The sequence below is a fragment of the Pseudomonas sp. AM8 genome (assembly GCF_036346475.1).
In the GTDB taxonomy this organism is placed as follows: domain Bacteria; phylum Pseudomonadota; class Gammaproteobacteria; order Pseudomonadales; family Pseudomonadaceae; genus Aquipseudomonas; species Aquipseudomonas marginalis.
Genome location: NZ_JAOTNX010000023.1, coordinates 45,088 through 62,296, shown reverse-complemented (window position 1 = coordinate 62,296; position 17,209 = coordinate 45,088). Strand labels below are relative to the sequence as shown.

General features: G+C 57.7%; 16 protein-coding genes and 2 pseudogenes. 9 read left to right on the top strand and 9 right to left on the bottom strand.

The features are described 5' to 3' along the window. Positions 1-191: 191 nt before the first annotated feature. Positions 192-404 (bottom strand): annotated as a pseudogene (locus V3W40_RS33195) (DUF6555 family protein); the annotation flags it as partial. A 566-nt stretch (positions 405-970) separates the two neighbouring features. Between V3W40_RS33195 and tnpA the strand changes: the two are divergent. The 3 genes from tnpA to tnpC all read left to right on the top strand — a co-directional run bounded on the left by tnpA (position 971) and on the right by tnpC (position 3,222). Further along, on the top strand, positions 971-1,291 hold the full coding sequence (gene tnpA, locus V3W40_RS33190) for an IS66-like element accessory protein TnpA (protein WP_330208769.1): 321 nt from the start codon (positions 971-973) through the stop codon (positions 1,289-1,291). Further along, positions 1,288-1,623, top strand: a complete 336-nt coding sequence (gene tnpB / locus V3W40_RS33185) for an IS66 family insertion sequence element accessory protein TnpB (protein WP_330216430.1) — start codon at positions 1,288-1,290, stop codon at positions 1,621-1,623. The genes tnpA and tnpB overlap by 4 nt, the downstream gene beginning before the upstream one ends. 63 nt (positions 1,624-1,686) lie before the next feature. Next, positions 1,687-3,222: an IS66 family transposase gene (tnpC, locus tag V3W40_RS33180; RefSeq protein ID WP_330208767.1), complete on the top strand. Its 1,536-nt coding sequence runs from the start codon at positions 1,687-1,689 to the stop codon at positions 3,220-3,222. Between the two features lie 27 nt (positions 3,223-3,249). On the opposite strand, the gene V3W40_RS33175 is transcribed toward tnpC, so the two are convergent. From V3W40_RS33175 to V3W40_RS33165, 3 genes and pseudogenes are all read right to left on the bottom strand, one after another. Continuing rightward, complete coding sequence (locus V3W40_RS33175) at positions 3,250-3,861, bottom strand: LysE family translocator (protein ID WP_330208766.1); 612 nt, start codon at positions 3,859-3,861, stop codon at positions 3,250-3,252. Positions 3,862-4,002: 141 nt separating this feature from the next. Beyond that, positions 4,003-4,932: pseudogene (locus tag V3W40_RS33170) on the bottom strand (IS5 family transposase). 249 nt (positions 4,933-5,181) lie between these two features. Then, positions 5,182-6,006, bottom strand: coding sequence for a CHAD domain-containing protein (locus tag V3W40_RS33165; RefSeq protein WP_330208765.1), 825 nt, complete (start codon positions 6,004-6,006; stop codon positions 5,182-5,184). A gap of 96 nt (positions 6,007-6,102) precedes the next feature. Between V3W40_RS33165 and V3W40_RS33160 the strand changes: the two genes are divergently transcribed. Further along, positions 6,103-6,435, top strand: coding sequence for a hypothetical protein (locus V3W40_RS33160; protein WP_330208764.1), 333 nt, complete (start codon positions 6,103-6,105; stop codon positions 6,433-6,435). On the opposite strand, the gene V3W40_RS33155 is transcribed toward V3W40_RS33160, so the two are convergent. Beyond that, entirely contained in the window at positions 6,426-7,046 is a 621-nt protein-coding gene (locus tag V3W40_RS33155; RefSeq protein ID WP_330208763.1) for a TetR/AcrR family transcriptional regulator, read from the bottom strand. The two genes, V3W40_RS33160 and V3W40_RS33155, sit on opposite strands and share 10 nt — an antisense overlap. A 69-nt stretch (positions 7,047-7,115) precedes the next feature. Between V3W40_RS33155 and V3W40_RS33150 the strand changes: the two genes are divergently transcribed. Beyond that, positions 7,116-7,487, top strand: a complete 372-nt coding sequence (locus V3W40_RS33150) for a DinB family protein (protein ID WP_330208762.1) — start codon at positions 7,116-7,118, stop codon at positions 7,485-7,487. 846 nt (positions 7,488-8,333) lie between these two features. Beyond that, on the top strand, positions 8,334-9,071 hold the full coding sequence (locus V3W40_RS33140) for a hypothetical protein (protein WP_065924516.1): 738 nt from the start codon (positions 8,334-8,336) through the stop codon (positions 9,069-9,071). Positions 9,072-9,135: 64 nt separating this feature from the next. On the opposite strand, the gene V3W40_RS33135 is transcribed toward V3W40_RS33140, so the two are convergent. Together V3W40_RS33135 and V3W40_RS33130 are read right to left on the bottom strand one after the other, a co-directional pair. Next, positions 9,136-10,875, bottom strand: coding sequence for a dipeptidase (locus V3W40_RS33135; protein WP_330216429.1), 1,740 nt, complete (start codon positions 10,873-10,875; stop codon positions 9,136-9,138). 145 nt (positions 10,876-11,020) lie between these two features. Beyond that, positions 11,021-11,647: a hypothetical protein gene (locus V3W40_RS33130; protein ID WP_065924517.1), complete on the bottom strand. Its 627-nt coding sequence runs from the start codon at positions 11,645-11,647 to the stop codon at positions 11,021-11,023. An 89-nt stretch (positions 11,648-11,736) separates the two neighbouring features. Here V3W40_RS33130 and V3W40_RS33125 point away from each other — a divergent pair, with 89 nt between their 5' ends. Continuing rightward, on the top strand, positions 11,737-12,669 hold the full coding sequence (locus tag V3W40_RS33125; RefSeq protein WP_065924554.1) for a LysR family transcriptional regulator: 933 nt from the start codon (positions 11,737-11,739) through the stop codon (positions 12,667-12,669). Between the two features lie 69 nt (positions 12,670-12,738). Here V3W40_RS33125 and V3W40_RS33120 read toward each other — a convergent pair whose 3' ends face one another. Further along, positions 12,739-13,146, bottom strand: coding sequence for a PA2817 family protein (locus tag V3W40_RS33120; RefSeq protein WP_010567536.1), 408 nt, complete (start codon positions 13,144-13,146; stop codon positions 12,739-12,741). A 75-nt stretch (positions 13,147-13,221) separates the two neighbouring features. Continuing rightward, entirely contained in the window at positions 13,222-15,669 is a 2,448-nt protein-coding gene (locus V3W40_RS33115; RefSeq protein ID WP_065924518.1) for an acyl-CoA dehydrogenase, read from the bottom strand. 191 nt (positions 15,670-15,860) lie between these two features. Between V3W40_RS33115 and V3W40_RS33110 the strand changes: the two genes are divergently transcribed. Continuing rightward, the gene (locus V3W40_RS33110) at positions 15,861-16,520 is read left to right on the top strand and encodes a transglutaminase-like domain-containing protein (protein ID WP_330216428.1); all 660 of its coding nucleotides are present in this window, start codon (positions 15,861-15,863) and stop codon (positions 16,518-16,520) included. Between the two features lie 56 nt (positions 16,521-16,576). Next, the gene (locus V3W40_RS33105) at positions 16,577-17,194 is read left to right on the top strand and encodes a glutathione S-transferase family protein (protein WP_330216427.1); all 618 of its coding nucleotides are present in this window, start codon (positions 16,577-16,579) and stop codon (positions 17,192-17,194) included. Positions 17,195-17,209 lie beyond the last annotated feature (15 nt).

Genomic DNA, 17,209 nt, shown 5'->3' with positions numbered 1-17,209 from the left:
TTAGGAGGGGTGTTTGGCTCAGCAACACCCAGGCTGCTTTTCCTGCAGTGGGCGGGGTTTTGGTGAATGCTCAGGGAAATATGAGCAGGGGTTGTGCAGTTCCAATGCTTTATATCTCGTCCGATTGGCTGCAATAGGTGTCGATGTGATCCACGCATCACCAGGACAATGTAAATAGTTAGCTTGATGAACGGCCGCCATCTCACGTTTTCAAGCCCGTAACGCTCAGCAACCGGCTTGCTTATTCGTTTAAGCTTGTCATTACGTGATCTCGGGATGACGCCTATTCCCGCATCGCAGCAAGCCCAGTGCCATGCCTCGGTATTGTTCATCACCTCGCTTCTTATGATGAAAGACTTAGGGATGTGGTGCAGATCATACTCGATGATATATAGCGCGCTCATGTTAGCTCCTCCTGATTTTTTTGTGGTTGAGTCAGAAAGAAAGTTCAGATTTTTTTGTACAAATTTCGCCGCTCCGTATAAGTCTTTGTCTCGCCGATTTATTCAGCCGTTGGTCGGCAACGTACACAAGAAAATAAAATTGACACCAAGTTCTGCGCTTCTCAGTAGTGAGGCTGTTCACTCATACAGTCTCTTGTCTTACCCGCACTTAGTGCGGGCTCTCTTACTGTGTAGGCGAAATGTCTAGTAAAAATTTTGGTGCGGATGAACATGTCTTAGGGATGCTCCGATCAACTTGCCGCGCGTCAGCGGCAAGTCGAAAATCAACACGGCAAACAGCATTATTCGCTGAAAATCGAACGATGCCTCGTACAGGGAGGGCGTTTCCGCCCGCTCTTCAGTGTTAAGAGCGCACCTCACCCATACCCATCAGCCGTTTTCGAGCCATCCACAGGTTCGACAGAGCGTAAGCGTCCGGCGAACTCACCTTCCGAACTCCAGCTTTAAGGGCGATGGTGTCCGCGTATTCTTAAGCGGACGCGATCACCCTTATCGCCAGGATTTCCATGCGCCAACGAAGCTCTTATCCGAAACCGTTCAAAGCCCAGGTCGTTCAGGAGTGCCTGCAACTTGGCGCATCCATTTCCAGTGTCGCGATCAGCCATGGCATCAATGCCAACGTTATCCGCAAATGGATGCCGCTCTATCGAGATCAGCCCGCAGCGGCTTCACTACCTGCATTCGTCCCGCTTAAAGCCGCACCTAAACGGCCAGCCGAAGCGCCAGTGATCATCGAGTTGCCCATGGCCGGGCAAGTGATCACGGTGAAATGGCCAACCTCAGACCCTGAAGGCTGCGCGCAGTTTATTCGGGCTGTCACTCGATGATCCGTATCGATGCCATCAGGCTGGCCACCGAGCCGATGGACATGCGCGCCGGTACCGAAACCGCATTAGCCCGAGTGATCGCGGTGTTCGGTGCGGCGAAGCCGCACTGCGCTTATCTGTTCGCCAATCGCCGGGCTAACCGGATGAAAGTGCTGGTGCACGATGGCGTCGGCGTCTGGCTTGCAGCGCGTCGACTGAACCAAGGCAAGTTCCACTGGCCCAGCATTCGCCATGGCTGCGAGGTCGAACTCGACAGCGAGCAACTCCAAGCGTTGGTACTGGGCCTGCCGTGGCAGCGCGTTGGCTCCGGCGGTGTGATTAGCATGCTGTAAACGCCGGCTATTTGGCCGGTCTACTTGTCGTCGTCCCGCGTCTGCTCTGGCACAATCGGCGACATGATTTTCTCGCCCAACCTCGACCAGATGGCCCCGGAACAGCTTCGTGCCTTGGCGGCACAGGCATTGCAGTTGCAATCCCAGGTTGAGGCGATGAGCAAGAAGATCCAGAACGATGAAATCATCATCGAGCAGCTGACTTACGAGATCGCCCTGCTCAAACGCCACAAGTTTGCCAAGCGCAGTGAGCAAATCAGCCCGGCGCAAGGCAGCTTGCTGGATGACCTGCTCGATACCGACCTTGAAGCTATAGAGGCCGAGCTGAAGCAGCTCCTTCCGGTTCCGCCACTAGCCGAGCCACGGCAATCCCCGAAACGTTCGCCATTGCCGCCGCAGTTCCCGCGCACGGTGATTCGCCACGAGCCTGAAAATACCCAGTGCGCCTGCGGCTGCCAACTTCAACGCATCGGCGAAGACGTCAGCGAGAAGCTGGATTACACGCCGGGCGTGTTTACCGTCGAGCAACATGTGCGGGGAAAATGGGCCTGCCGTCAGTGCGAAACCCTGATCCAGGCGCCGGTACCGGCCCAGGTTATCGACAAAGGTATTCCGACCGCAGGCTTGCTGGCCCACGTGATGGTGGCCAAGTTTGCCGATCATTTGCCGTTGTACCGGCAGGAGAAGATTTTTGGCCGCGCCGGGCTGCCAATTGCCCGCTCGACCCTGGCGCAGTGGGTCGGGCAAACCGGCATGCGGCTTCAGCCACTGGTCGATGCGCTGCGTGAAGCCGTGTTGAACCAGGACGTGATCCACGCAGATGAAACACCCGTGCAAATGCTTGCGCCAGGCGAGAAGAAAACCCACCGGGCTTATGTCTGGGCCTACAGCACGACCCCGTTTTCGGCGCTCAAAGCGGTGGTATACGACTTCAGCCCAAGCCGTGCTGGTGAACACGCGCGCAACTTCCTGGGCGACTGGAACGGCAAGCTGGTCTGCGACGACTTCGCTGGCTACAAAGCCGGGTTTGAGCAAGGCATCACTGAAATCGGTTGCATGGCTCATGCCCGTCGCAAGTTTTTCGATCTGCACGTGGCGAACAAAAGTCAGCTTGCCGAACAAGCACTGCACTCGATCAGCGGCTTGTACGAGGTCGAGCGCCAAGCGCGTGACATGAGTGATGATGATCGTTGGCGAATACGTCAGGAAATGGCGGTGCCGATCAGCAAAACATTACATGAGTGGATGTTGGCCCAGCGCGACCTAGTGCCCGACGGATCAGCCACGGCCAAAGCCCTCGATTACAGCCTGAATCGCTGGGTAGAGCTGACGCGCTACCTGGGCGATGGGGCTGTGCCCATCGACAACAACCAGGTTGAGAACCAGATACGTCCATGGGCGCTCGGACGCTCGAACTGGTTATTTGCCGGGTCGCTACGCAGCGGGAAACGGGCGGCTGCAATCATGAGCCTGATCCAATCGGCGCGCATGAACGGGCACGATCCCTATGCCTATCTCAAAGATGTGCTGACGCGCCTGCCGACGGAGCGAGCCAGTGAAATCGGTCAACTGCTACCCCATCAGTGGCTTCCTGCCTGACCAGTGCAAAATACTTTTGCCAGACGATTACCGCGATATCGCCATCCACCCGGCGCATCCAGTCATGACACCTGCAGAGGTACGATTCAGGCGTTTCATGGCTTTAGGTGATCGAATGGCGCGTTTAATACGTGAAGCCATTAGGAGATAAGCCATCTGGACAGTGACATCAATGCCAACTCCTAGCGCGGTTATGAAGACAACCTCTGGGACAGAAAGAGCAGTGAGATCAAATGCGTGAGGCAGGACTGCACCGAAGAAAACGACTGCTTTTGGATTGCCCAGCGTCAACAGAGCACCCGATAGCAAACCACGGCTTGCTGATCGCTGGGCAGGAGCTTCAGGCTGATCGGCATTTTTCGACCAAAGGTTCCATGCGATAAATAGAATGAAGACAACCCCAAGCCACTTGATGGCGACGAAGACCTGCTCAAACTGGAGTGCTAGTGCAGCAAGGCCAAGAGTCGCAACTAGCAACCAGACGGCATTACCTAAGACCATGCCTACGATGAACGGCAAGGTCGATTTGGCGCCCCGAGACACCACTTGCCCCAGTAGAGCACCTTGGGCAGGCCCAGGAATAGCAGCTGCGATAGCAAACGGAACCACAAAGAACCAGATTGACGAGTGGGCCAGCACGGCGAAACTCCATGTTTTTGTCGTAAAGCAGGATCGTCGCACTAGGGGATAAACCCAGCAAGTGAATATAGGCTCCGCCACCTAGAACCATTGCCAAACGACCTTAAGCGTAGAGTTTTGAAAGGTGTGTTGGCTGGACGCTTACGACAGAGCAAACAGCGTGGTCAATTGAGCCGTGTTTTTCATCAGCCCGCGAAAGCGTACTTTCACGTATCCAAACTGGCGCTTGATCACCCGAAACGGATGCTCGACCTTGGCGCGTGTCTGAGCTTTGCAGTACTCGATTTTGCGCTTGGCCTGGTAGAGCACGCTGCGTTTATTGAGCCTGGAATACGTGCTGCGCCGCGCCGCGATTTGCCAGATGACCTCACGGTTTTCATGCTCTTCACGCTTCTCGACACCGGTGTATCCAGCGTCTGCATACACCGCATTTTCTTCGCCGTGGAGTAGTTCAGCGACCTGCGTGACATCGGCTACATTGGCGGCGGTGCCAGGGACGTGATGAACCAGCCCGGACTCAACGTCAGTGCCGATATGAGCTTTCATCCCGAAGAAATATTGGTTCCCTTTCTTGGTCTAATGCATCTCGGGATCGCGCTTTCCTTCCTCGTTCTTGGTCGAACTGGGGGCATGAATAATGGTGGCATCGACGATGGTGCCTTGGCGCAGCGACAGGCCTTTTTCTTGCAGATAACCGTTGATGACCGCGAGGATTGCAGGGGCCAGTTGATGTTTTTCCAGCAGGTGCCGGAAGTTCATGATCGTGGTGTCTTCAGGTATAGGGGCGCTCAAGGTCAGGCGTGCAAACTGGCGCATGGGCGTGATTTCGTAGAGCGCTTCTTCCATGGCCGGATCGCTCAGGGAGAACCAGTTTTGGAGCAGATGAATGCGCAGCATGGTTTCCAGAGGATAGGGTTTTCTGCCGCTGCCGGCCTTGGGGTAGAACGGCTCGATCAGGCCCAACAGACCTGTCCAAGGCACGACCTGATCCATCTCGGCGAGGAAGCGTTCGCGGCGTGTCTGCTTGCGCTTGCCGGCATATTCGAAATCGGAAAAGCTCATTTGACTCATGGGCGGCTCGGATCAGGTGGTCAGGCGTATTTCATCACATTTGGGGGCTTGTTCGGAGATTCCCTAGGTGCGACAGTTTTAATTCTCTAGCGCATCAGCCTAAACCGGCGTATTGGTTGATTGCGACAGTTTTGCGCGTTATCTAAAGGAAGCTGAAAGCCGCGAATTCCGTGGACCGGCTGCGACAGTTTTAATTCTGTAAATTCAAGGCGGGAGCCAACGCTTCGATTTCCCCCTCCCAAGAATGATTCACTGTTCTGCTGAGACTTTTCTTTGCCTAGCTTCCCAAGCAGCAGCTTTCTTTTTGTCTACGATCTTGGGAAGTAGCGCCCTTAGCTTCTTCATTTCGTATTCGGCCTGAATGAGTTTTTCAGTCGATGCTTCCTCCCACCGGAGAACCAGGGGGATAAGGTCGCGCTCGCGCTGGGCTGTCAGGCGCCACTGGAAATGGTCATGCCAGGAGCCTAAAGCCGACTGCACAGCTTTCAAGGATTTAGCTGCCTGCTTTGAAAGGGGGGATAGATCAGAAAAAGCTTCAGTCAGATATCGCGTGCGCTTGACCAGAATTCTCAGTTCATGCCGGTCGTACTGATCATCATCTAGCGCGAGATGAAGTCGGTCGATTTGTTTGGTTAGCGACTTTTCGATAATTTTCTTAAGCACTGTTGAGTCATTGCCCAGTGTGGAGGCCCTGAATATTGACGGCCACTGATCCAATTCCTCAAAAAACTGGTTTAGCGTCTGGTGCCTCGCTATCACTTTGTGAACGGCCTTAAGCCGAACACGTCGTTCAGTTGCCGCGTGAGAAAAACCTTGTTTATCAAGCTCGCCCACCATTACCTCGAGATCTCGCGCTGGCGTCGTAAGGCGACCGAGATCTGCTGATGCCTCTCGGAGTCCATTCATCCCTTGCAGGTTTTTCAAAGGCATCAATAGACTACGGATTCGCCTGATAGCAATTCGCAGGTCATGAAGAGCCTCGGGATCTGTTTGGTGCTCTAGCCTGGCCCTAGAGTGGAAGAGCGCGACTTCGAGTCTGAGAATCTCTTGGATGTATCTGTCTATAAAAGACATGAAAACCTCTTCATGAGTTTAGGCAAACCCAAATCTACCAGAAACGCAATTTAAATACAGACAGCGGCCGTATAACTGCCCTCGGCCACGCTGTCGTTGAAATTGAAAAGATCACGAATCAGTTTTTTTATTCATGAGCTTGTTTGCTATCGCTCGGCGCTTGATCACGATCCTCAAGACTATAATCTCGAACTACTTGGGCGATATGCAGGTGATAGTCATCGAAAATCTGCCTACGGCCTGCTGATCGGGCCGCACGATGCAGTTCAAGGCCGCGTCACCTTGATAGGTGTTGATAAAACTCGCCTCCCGAACCCCATCGGAGGACCGAGCATGACCTTCAATACCGCTGCCCTGATGCTGCTCATCGTCCACAAAAAATGGATGGGGATGGGCTGGTATCACGCATGGCACTTTCATCAGGGATGAGCTTGAGACAGATACGAGTGGATCATCGCCACAAGTTCACGCCTCAACTCTGCAGACTTCAATACCTTGGTCCGGGCAGCTTTGTGAATTACGCCCTCCACTGCCGCGGAAAGCACCTGTACCACCACCAACGACGGATCGTCTCGACGACTAGAGCGCGCAATGACTGCGCGGTACCGTTCCAGATACTCGGCTTCGAACGTGCGATGCGCCGAACGCGGCCCAGCACCTCCCGGCATTTCATCGAGCAGCACACGATGTAGGGCAGAGTGAACGCTGTGTGCCGCGATCATGCCGTTCACGAGTTCGTCGACGAGCTGATCCAGCGGCCGCTCGTCTTGGCCAAGGCCTCGCATAACGGCCAGCACGTCGTCGAGGTGCCGGTGGCGGATGGCGTCGACAAGTGCAAGCTTGTCGGGGAAGTATTGGTAGATAGACCCGATACTGACGCCCGCCACTTCAGCGACCTCGTTGGTGGTGAAGCCCGCCCAACCACGGTCGCCCAAAACGCGAGCCCCGGCGCGAACGATGATCTCGACGGTGGCCCGGGAGTGCGCCTGGCGCGGCTCTTTACGCATCGAAGACCGTGGCGCTGGAACGCGAGTAGACATGTCGAACGATCCTCACAAGAATGTGTACATCGTACTCACATTTTCGAACAGGAAAAGGTTACCCCACAGATGAGTTCCCTTGCACTGCTGCGCACCTTGTTCAACTACCGCGCTTGGGCCAACGCTGAACTCCTAGAGAAAATGGAGGGCTTCGATGCCGACCTTCACGAACTGGATCGAAAGACAGCGTTGCGGTTGTTGAACCATACCCTCGTCGTCGATCAGATCTTTGCGGCGCACCTCGTTGGCATCGATCACGGATTGACTGCGGACAACACAACGGAAACGCCCTTATTGCAGGATCTACGTGTAGCTCTGACGGCATCCGATCAGTGGTACCGGAACTACTTGGTAACGGTGACGACGGAGCAGCTGTCAGAGTCGATCCCCTTCGTGTTCACGGATGGCGAAAGGGGCGCATGTCGAGAGAGGAGATGTTGATCCACCTTGTCACGCACAGCGGTTACCATCGTGGCGAAGCCGGGCGCATTGTGTTGAGGTTATCTCTTCCTCTACCGTGGGACACCTTCGCGGTATATCTCCATCGGACCGAGCCGTCACGCCGTCTGGCTACACGTCCCCTCTGCAGCACGGATTAAGGGACCTTGCTCTTCCACCGAAAGGTAAGCGCAAGCGCAGCGCCGAAGGCGCAGATTGTTTGATACTGACACAGCAAAAAGAAGGTCCGCCGCACCCGCGTAAATGAGGCGACGCATCGAATGGTTTCAGCGGCGATCAATCCGTCGTTCGCTCCATCATCGCCTGCAGCGCATCGATCACGCCAGGCTCGAGGAACACGCATGCTCATCGACCGCGATCTGCTCGTTGAACACCGCGGCGAATACATTGCGTTTCAAGTGCGCCAGCTGGCATGTCCGGTACGCCTGTTCAGGAGGAAGGCGACCAACCCTCGACTACGAGCCGCTGCGTTGCGGTCATAGCTTTTGTAGGAGGATGTGCTCTGCGCCCGTTGCGATGGCGTGGGTGGCAGTCCTTGAGCATTGATGGAAGTCTTTGGACGAACTTTGTTGCCTGGGCTGAAAAACAAGGCTATAATTCAGGCCTTCGCTAATAACAGAGGCGAAGAAAGTAATTGGGAATCAACGACTTAGCGCTCTAGTGCATGACTCGTTTCCCGCTCCATATTCAACAAAAACGCCGATCAGTGATGATCGGCGTTTTTGTTTGTGCGTTATTTGTTCATCTGCCTGAACCTGTCATCTTCCTGACTCAGTTCCTGGCGTGTTCGAGATATAGTCTGGCGTTTGAGTTCAAGGAGCACGCGTGATGGCAGAAACTTCTCAATCGTCCGGTGAAACCAAGGTCGCCCCATTGGGTATCAGCGCCTTGGAAAAAGCATGGGATTTCCATTGGGCAATGCGCTTTGTCAGCGTTGTGCTGTTTCTCGATATCGCTTTGCTAATCCGTACCCGGACGCCCTTGGTGGAGTGGACGACCAGCAGCGATGCATTGCTCGCTGACTTGGGGTTCCTGGCGGTCACCGCGGCCTCTTTTGCGCTGGTGGTGTCTTTCGTTCTGCCGCTGTTGACGGAAATCGTTCGTGGGATCGGCACAAGGTTGCGAATGGCCTTTCCAAAGCTCTTGGGTGATGCCTATACACCTCCTTCAAGGGGGATCGGTTATGTGTGGGCCAACGACCTTCTGGACCTGGCACTGAAGGAAAACAGTGATTTCCTGCTTAGCTGGTATCAGCGGCATGTGCAGTTGCGAGAACAGCACCGGTTGATGATGAACAAAGTCGCGCACTTGGTGTTTGGTTGTTTGGTGCTGTCCGTCGTGGATTGGGCGGTGCCATATTTTGGATTCGGCACTGGTTCGCTGATTTTCTCGGCCATGCATGTACTGGGTGATACGGGGCTGTTTCTGGCCAGCATGGTCGTGGTAGCGGGCGGGGTAATGTTGGCGTCGGCATGGTTTGCCATCGAGTCTTCCCTGTATATCTACTACCCACCCCTGGACATGTTGCAGCGGGAGCAGGAGCGCAAGCGATACCAGGGCGCATGAAGAACCTGAGTAAAAATGCCGATCATCACTGATCGGCGTTTTTTTGCGCACACTTCAATCGCTGTCAGAGCTTCGGCAACTGTCCGATACGCCCCATCATTTCGGTGACGATCTGCAGATCCAGCAAGAACTGGTCGACCGTCTTGAACTCATTGTCGGTGTGCCCGGTGTATTTCACTTCCGGCCGCGCCAGGCCGAATTGCACGCCATTGGGCAGTTCATGCACGGACGTCGCGCCGGCCGAGGTGCCGAATTTGTGCTCCATACCGAGGTTTTCGCTGGCCACGGCCAACAAGGCCTTCACCCACTCACCTTCCGGGTTGCGGTACATCGGTTCGGCGACCGAGTAGGTGAAGTCCACGTTGACCTTGGTTTGCTTGTCCCAGGCGCTCAACTTGTCGGAAATCTCGGCTTTCAGTTTCTCCGGCGATTTGCCCTTTGGTACACGCAGGTTCACCGCCAGCTTGAAGGCTTTGTCATCCAGGCCGACAAAGGTCAGCGAGGTGGTCAGCGGCCCCATGAAATCATCGGAGAAACCCACGCCCAATTTGCCGCCCAGATAATCCAGACCCCAGTTGTCCGAGGCATAACGGGCCGCGTCGGTGATGTGGTTGTGCTTGAGGGCGATCTTGCCGTCGATGCTGTGGATCAGCTCCAGCATGCGCGACACCGGGTTGATACCGGATTCGGGCTCGGAGGAGTGCGCGGAAACCCCGGTCACTGTCAGCTTGACCTCTTTGCCAACCACCTTGGCTGTTACTTCGAAGTCACCGCCGTTGCGTTTGGCATACTCCGTACCGGCTTTTTGCAGGCTGGCGGCCAGTTCGGCAGGTGTGTCGCTGATCAACGTGGCAACCGAGGCCGAGGGAATCTGGTTGGTGGCCATGCCGCCGGTCATCGCGATGATTTCCGCGCCTTGGCCTTCCCCTTTGCGGCGCGGGAAGGTGGCCATGACAGTGCCATAACCTTTTTCGGCAATCACCACCGGGTAGCCGCCATCCAGCGCCAGGTTGTACTGCGGCGTCGGGTTGCGTTCGAAGTAATAGGGGATCGCGTCGCCGGAAGTTTCTTCGGTGGTGTCCACCAGCAGCTTGAAATTGCGCGCCAGCGGCAACTTCTCTTCCTTGATCACCTTCATGGCGTACATCGCCACCACGATGCCGTTTTTGTCATCCTCGGTGCCACGGCCATACATGCGGTCGCCGATCAGCGTGACCTTGAACGGGTCGAGCCTGGTGCCGTCTTTCAACACCCAGTTCTCCGGCGTCACCGGCACCACGTCGGCGTGGGCGTGGATACCCACCACTTCGTCGCCGTTGCCTTCCAGGGAAATCTCGTACACGCGGTTGTCGACGTTGCGGAAGTTCAGGTTGAAGGTCTTGGCCAGGGTCTGGATCTTGGCGGCAATCCGGATGAATTCCGGATTTTTGTACTGCGGCATGCCGTCCACGTTGAAGGTCGGAATTTCCACCAGTTCGCGCAAGGTATCGAGGGCGGCTTTGCCGTATTTCACTCGGGTGTAAATACCCAAAAGGCGATGGATTTCGTTCTGCTGGTCGGCGGTCAGGGTTTTGTTATCGAGGAAGGCACCGATCGCCGGGCCTACGTCGTTGGCCTTGCCCAAGTCGCCTTTGGCCAGGGTGCCGAGGAAACCACGGAAATCCGTGACCGACGTTTCGCTGAAGCTCGTCAGGATCGCCGTGCTTTGCTCTGGGGTGATGTTGGCAAAGGCAGGTGTGGTCATCACCGAAAGGCCGGCCGCGAACAGGGTGGCAGCCGCTAATTGCTTGAGTCGAAAGTGCATGGTCAGGGGCATTCCTTTGCAAAGGGAAATGGGGGATTCCTGATCAATATGTCAGAAATATTTCGACACACTACCACTGCCAAGGTGTGCCCGGGAGACCACTGGGAGGCTTATCTAAAAACTCGATAGCACCCGACTCTGCTCTCTAGTCCAGGCTGTAACGCACCGACAACGCACCCTTTTTCTCCGAAAGCGCCAGGATCGTTACCTGACCCAACTCGCCCAGCGTTTGCACATGGGTACCGCCGCAAGCGTAGGTGGGCAGATCACCGAAGCCCACTTCGCGGGTGCCGTCGTCCAGGGCCATATGGCGCGGGTAGTCGGCGGCGATCCATTGGTTGATCTGCTGTTGAATGATCTCGGCGTCCATGGCTTGCGCGGTTTCGCCACGGATAAAAGTGATCTTGCCTTCACCTGGCCAGTGGTGCGCCTTGATCGGCATCCAACCCAGGGTTTCGCCAGCGTTGCCGATCAAATGCCCGGCGGAGTGCAGGCGGGTGTGCAGGGCGCGGCGTGGTTCGTCGACCCGCGCGGTGATGGGGCCCGGTTCCACCGGTTGGTTGACATAGTGCACCACGCGATCGGTTTCCTGGGTGACTCGCAGCACCTGGCTGTCGCCCAGCCAGCCGGTATCGAACGGCTGGCCACCGCCTTGGGGATGGAAAATCGTCGACTGCAAAACGACCGCAAACTGGCCCTCGCAGGGGGTGCAACTGAGTACTTCAAGCTCGGCGGTCAGGTGGTCATGGGTGAAAAACAGGCGCTCGGTCATTTTCTACATCCGCATCAGGGTTCTGCGGGCAGTATAAATAGTGCCTGGATAGGTGATAATCCGCTCAAATATCAATGGACCTGTGCGTCATGAGCATCAATCTTCCTTTGCCGCTGCTGGGCGAAATGGCGATTTTCGTCAAGGTAGTAGAGACCGGCAGCTTCTCCGAAGCGGCGCGGCAGTTGAGCGTTTCGCCGTCGGCGGTAAGCCGCAGTATTTCGCGCCTGGAAAAGGCCCTGTCCACCCGTTTGCTGCAACGCACCACGCGCAAATTGCGCCTGAGTGAAGCCGGTGAGGAGGTTTTCAAGCGCTGCCAGGAAATGGTCAGCGCGGCGCGCTCAGTGATGGAAATCAGTGGCCAGTTCACCCACGAGGCCGAGGGCCTGGTGCGGGTCAGTGTGCCGAAGGCGGTGGGGCGGTTTGTGGTGCACCCGCATATGCCGGAGTTCCTGCGGCGTTATCCCAGGGTGGATGTGCAATTGATCCTCGAGGACCGGCATGTGGACCTGATCGATGACAATGTCGACCTCAGCATCCGCATCACCGACAGCCCGCCGCCGGGCCTGGTGGGGCGGCAGTTATTGCCGATTGAGCATTTACTCTGTGCCACGCCGCAGTATCTAGCCGAGCATGGTGCGCCGGAGCATCCCCATGATTTGCTGGCGCACAGTTGCATCTATCTCGGTGAAACCCCGGGGGATTCACGCTGGAAATTCCGCCAGGGCGGCAAGGCGGTGACGGTCGGCGTGCGTGGACGTTATGCGGCGAACCACACCGGCGTTCGGCTGGATGCGGTGTTGCAGCACGTGGGAATTGGCAGCTTGCCGTATTTCACCGCGCGGCATGCGTTGGAGGAGGGGCGGTTGGTACAGGTGCTGCCCGGGTGGGACTTTATTGCGTCCTACCATGGCGAAGCGTGGTTGTTGCATTCGCCCACGCGTTACCTGCCGCCGAAGCTTCGGGTGTTTATCGATTATCTGGTGGAGTGCATGGCGAGGGAGCCGACATTGCGCCGGCGATAGGCGCACGGTCGAAAATGTGGGAGGAGGGCTTGCTCCCTCCCGCATTCAGTTATGCAGTGTCTTGAACAATCAGTGTTTGCTTTGGTCCTGCGGCATGGCCAGCAGTTGCTTTTCCTGGTTCCAGTCGAAGGGTTCGTCGTTTTGTTCGGCTTCAAAGCGACGCTCTTCCAGGGCCTGGTACAGGTCCAGTTCTTCGTCGGGCATGAAGTGCAGGCAATCGCCGCCGAAGAACCACAGCAGGTCGCGCGGGACCAGGTGGGCGATCTGCGGGTAGCGCAGGATGACCTGGCTCATCAGGTCCTGGCCCAGGTACTGGCTTTCGATCGGGTCGATCGGCAGCAGGGCGCGCAGTTCGTCGAAGCGCTCCAGGAACAGGGTGTGGCTTTCCTCGGGCACCTGTTCGGCTTCGCCGACGGCAACCAGGATGCTGCGCAGGTGGTCGAGCAAGACGAGATGATCGGCAACGACGTTGGACACGAGATAAGTCCTCTAAAGCAAAAACGGGCGCGCGAGTATATGCCTCTCGCGCCCGTTTTTATATGACCGCCGGACTCAGCGGACTTTACCTTCAGCGTGTACCAGCTCTTCCTTGCTGAAATCATCCACGTCGATCACCTTGCGCCGTGCCGCTTCGGCGTCGCGCAAGCTCTGCGCTTCCGCCGGTTGCAGCACACCGGCGTGCAGGGCGGCATCGATCGCATGTTCGCCGGCAGCGGGTTTGACCTGGCCACTTTTGAGCGCGGTGTGCAGTTTTTTCTGCAATGGATGGCTGGCACCCAATAGATCGTAGGCGTGTTGCAGAGCGCCCACTGGATCTTCTGCCGATTGTGGGCGGTAGCAGCCGGCCAGCAATTCTTCCAGGGTCGGGTCGCCTTTGGCGCGGCCAATCACCGCGGCCACTTCGGCATCCAGTGCATCGGACGGACCGGTATGGCGACGTCCGAACGGGAATACAATCACCCGCAGCAGGCAGCCCAGCACTTTATTCGGGAAGTTGCTCAGCAGCTCATCCAACGCACGCTCGGACTCGCCGAGGCTTTCTTCCATGGCCCAGGCGAACAGCGGTTCCAAGTGATCCGGCGAATCCAGGTCGTGGTAACGCTTGAGTGCCGCCGACGCCAGGTACATATGGCTTAGCACGTCACCGAGGCGTGCCGACAGGCGTTCGCGGCGTTTCAACTCGCCACCCAGCAGCATCATGCTCAGGTCCGCCAGCAGCGCGAACGCGGCAGCCTGGCGGTTCAATGCGCGGAAATAACCCTGGCTCAAACGGTTGCCCGGGGCTTTCTCGAAGTGCCCCACGCCGAGGTTCAGCACCAGGGTGCTGGCGGCATTGCTCACGGCAAAACCAATGTGTTGCATCAGCAGCCCGTCGAACTCCTTCAGCGCCTGATCGTGGTCCTCACGCCCGGCCAGCGCCATTTCCTTGAGCACGAACGGATGGCAGCGGATGGCACCCTGGCCGAAGATCATCAGGTTGCGCGAGAGGATGTTCGCGCCTTCCACGGTGATGAAGATCGGCGCGCCCTGCCAGCTGCGGCCCAGGTAGTTGTTCGGGCCCATGATGATGCCCTTGCCGCCGTGTACGTCCATGGCGTGGCTGATGCACTCACGGCCGCGTTCGGTCAGGTGGTACTTGAGGATCGCCGACAGCACCGAGGGTTTTTCCCCAAGGTCCACGGCATTGGCGGTGAGCATGCGTGCGCTGTCCATCAGCCAGGCGTTGCCGCCGATGCGCGCCAGGGCTTCCTGGATACCTTCGAAGGCTGACAGCGGTACGTTGAACTGCTCGCGCACCTGGGCGTACTGGCCGGTGACCAGGCTGGTGAACTTGGCAGCACCGGTGCCCACGGCGGGCAGGGAGATCGAACGGCCGACCGACAGGCAGTTCATCAGCATCATCCAGCCTTTGCCGAGCATTTCCTGGCCGCCGATGAGGTATTCCAAGGGGATGAACACGTCCTTGCCGGAGTTCGGACCGTTCATGAACGCGGCGCCGAGGGGCAGGTGGCGACGGCCGATTTCCACACCGGGGGTGTCGGTAGGGATCAGTGCGAGGCTGATGCCCAGGTCTTCTTCTTCACCCAGCAGGTGGTCTGGATCGTGGGCCTTGAAGGCCAGGCCCAGCAGGGTCGCGACCGGGCCAAGGGTGATGTAGCGTTTTTCCCAGTTCAGGCGCAGGCCGAGGGTTTCCTTGCCTTCCCATTCGCCTTTGCAGATCACCCCCGTGTCAGGCATGGCGCCGGCATCGGAGCCCGCCAGCGGGCCGGTGAGGGCGAAGCAGGGGATGTCATCGCCACGCGCCAGGCGTGGCAGGTAGTGGTTGCGTTGTTCGTCGGTGCCGTAATGCAACAGCAATTCGGCCGGGCCGAGGGAGTTGGGCACCATCACGGTGGAGGCCAGGTCGCCGCTGCGGGTGGCGAGTTTCATCGCGACCTGGGAGTGGGCATAAGCGGAGAAGCCCTTGCCGCCATATTCCTTGGGAATGATCAGGGCGAAGAAACCGTGGGTCTTGATGTGCTCCCACGCGGCCGGCGGCAGGTCCATGGCCTGGCCGATTTCCCAGTCGCTGACCATGGCGCAGAGTTCTTCGGTGGGGCCGTCGATAAAGGCCTGTTCTTCCTCGGTCAGTTGGACCTTGGGGTAGGCCAGCAATTTGTCCCAGTCGGGACGACCGCTGAACAGTTCGCCGTCCCACCACACGGTGCCGGCGTCGATGGCGTCGCGCTCGGTCTCGGACATCGGCGGCAGGACTTTCTGGAACCAGCTGAACAGCGGCTTGGTGAAGTATTGGCGGCGCAGGTCCGGCAGCAGCAAGGGCGCGGCCACCACAGCGATCAATACCCAGAAAATCAGCAGCAGCCAACCCGGTGCATGGCTCCAGGCGCCCATCGCCAGCAGGTAAACGGCGACCACGCCCAGGGCGGGCAGGGGGGCGACGCGGCGATGTGCCAGGTAGGCAATGCCGACCACCAGAACCAGTATCCACAACAACAGCATATTCAATCCTCCGTGAAACCAGGGGCGAAACCACCAGGGAGCTTAGTCGGCATCCGAACAAGCGGGGTGATCAGGGTGTTACAAGTTGTACTGGGAACACCTGGCATCAGGCGCCGACATTTGGCCGAATCGTCGTTATCTCCGTTGCGGACCTGTCGTTAAACTCCAGGCTTCCTTCGGAGATCAAACTCATGGATACGTACCTGAGCCCCAGCCGCTTCATCGATAGTGACCACCCTGCGGTGGTGGAGTTCGCCGAAAAACACCGCGGCGCCAGCGCGAATTTACGTGACCAGGCGGTCAGTCTCTATTACGCCGTGCGTGAGGCGATTCGCTACAACCCCTACACCTTCAGCCGCGACCCCGGCAGCCTCAGCGCCAGCTTTGCCCTGGCCGCCGGCGAAAGCTATTGCGTGCCCAAGGCCACCTTGCTCGCCGCCTGCGCTCGCCACTGCGGCATCCCGGCGCGCATCGGTCTTGCGGATGTGCGCAATCATCTGTCGACACCGCGCCTGATCGCGTTGCTCAAAAGCGATGTGTTCGCGATGCACGGCTACACCGAGCTTTACCTGGATGGCCGCTGGGTCAAGGCGACGCCGGCGTTCAACCGCCAACTCTGTGAGGTGTTCGACGTGCCACCACTGGACTTCGACGGGATCAACGACAGCGTGTTCCATGCATTCAACCGCCAGGGGCAGCGCTCGATGGAGTACGTGGTGGACCATGGGCAGTTTCCCGATGTGCCCGAGGATTTCTTCTTCGCCCATCTGGAGAAATGTTACCCGCACCTGTTTGCCGAACAGATGCCGGCCTTGTTGGGCGACATGCAGAGCGATTTGAGCCGCGGGTGAACCGGCGTATGCTGCTGCGTTCATCCAGCCATGTTCATCAACAAAAAGGCGCGGTCATGCTGAAAATCTGGGGTCGTAAAAATTCATCAAACGTCAGGAAAGCACTGTGGTGCGCCGAGGAACTCGGCCTGGACTATGAGGCAATTGATGCGGGCGGGGCTTTTGGCGTGGTGGACACGCCGCAATACCGGGCATTGAACCCGAATGGCCGGGTGCCGATGATCGAGGATGGCGACTTTGTGCTGTGGGAATCCAACACCATCGTGCGCTACCTCTGCGCCAAACACGCGTCGGCGCTGTACCCGAGCGACCTGCAGGCGCGTGCCAGCGCCGAGAAATGGATGGACTGGACCACCTCGACCCTCGCCGAGCCGTTCAAGGCCGTGTTCTGGGGCGTTGTGCGCACCCCGGCGCAGAAGCAGGACTGGGACAGCATCAACGCCGGGCGTCAGGCCTGTATCGATGCACTGAGCACCGTGGACAATGCATTGGCCGAGCAGCCTTACCTGTCGGGCGACACCTTCGGCGTAGGTGATATTCCCCTGGGCTGCTTTATCTACGCCTGGTTCGAGATGCCCATCGAACGCCCTGCGATGCCCAACCTAGAGGCCTGGTACCAGCGTCTGCAACAGCGCCCGGCCTACCGCAAGGCGGTCATGACCGCGTTGACTTAATACTGACTATTAATA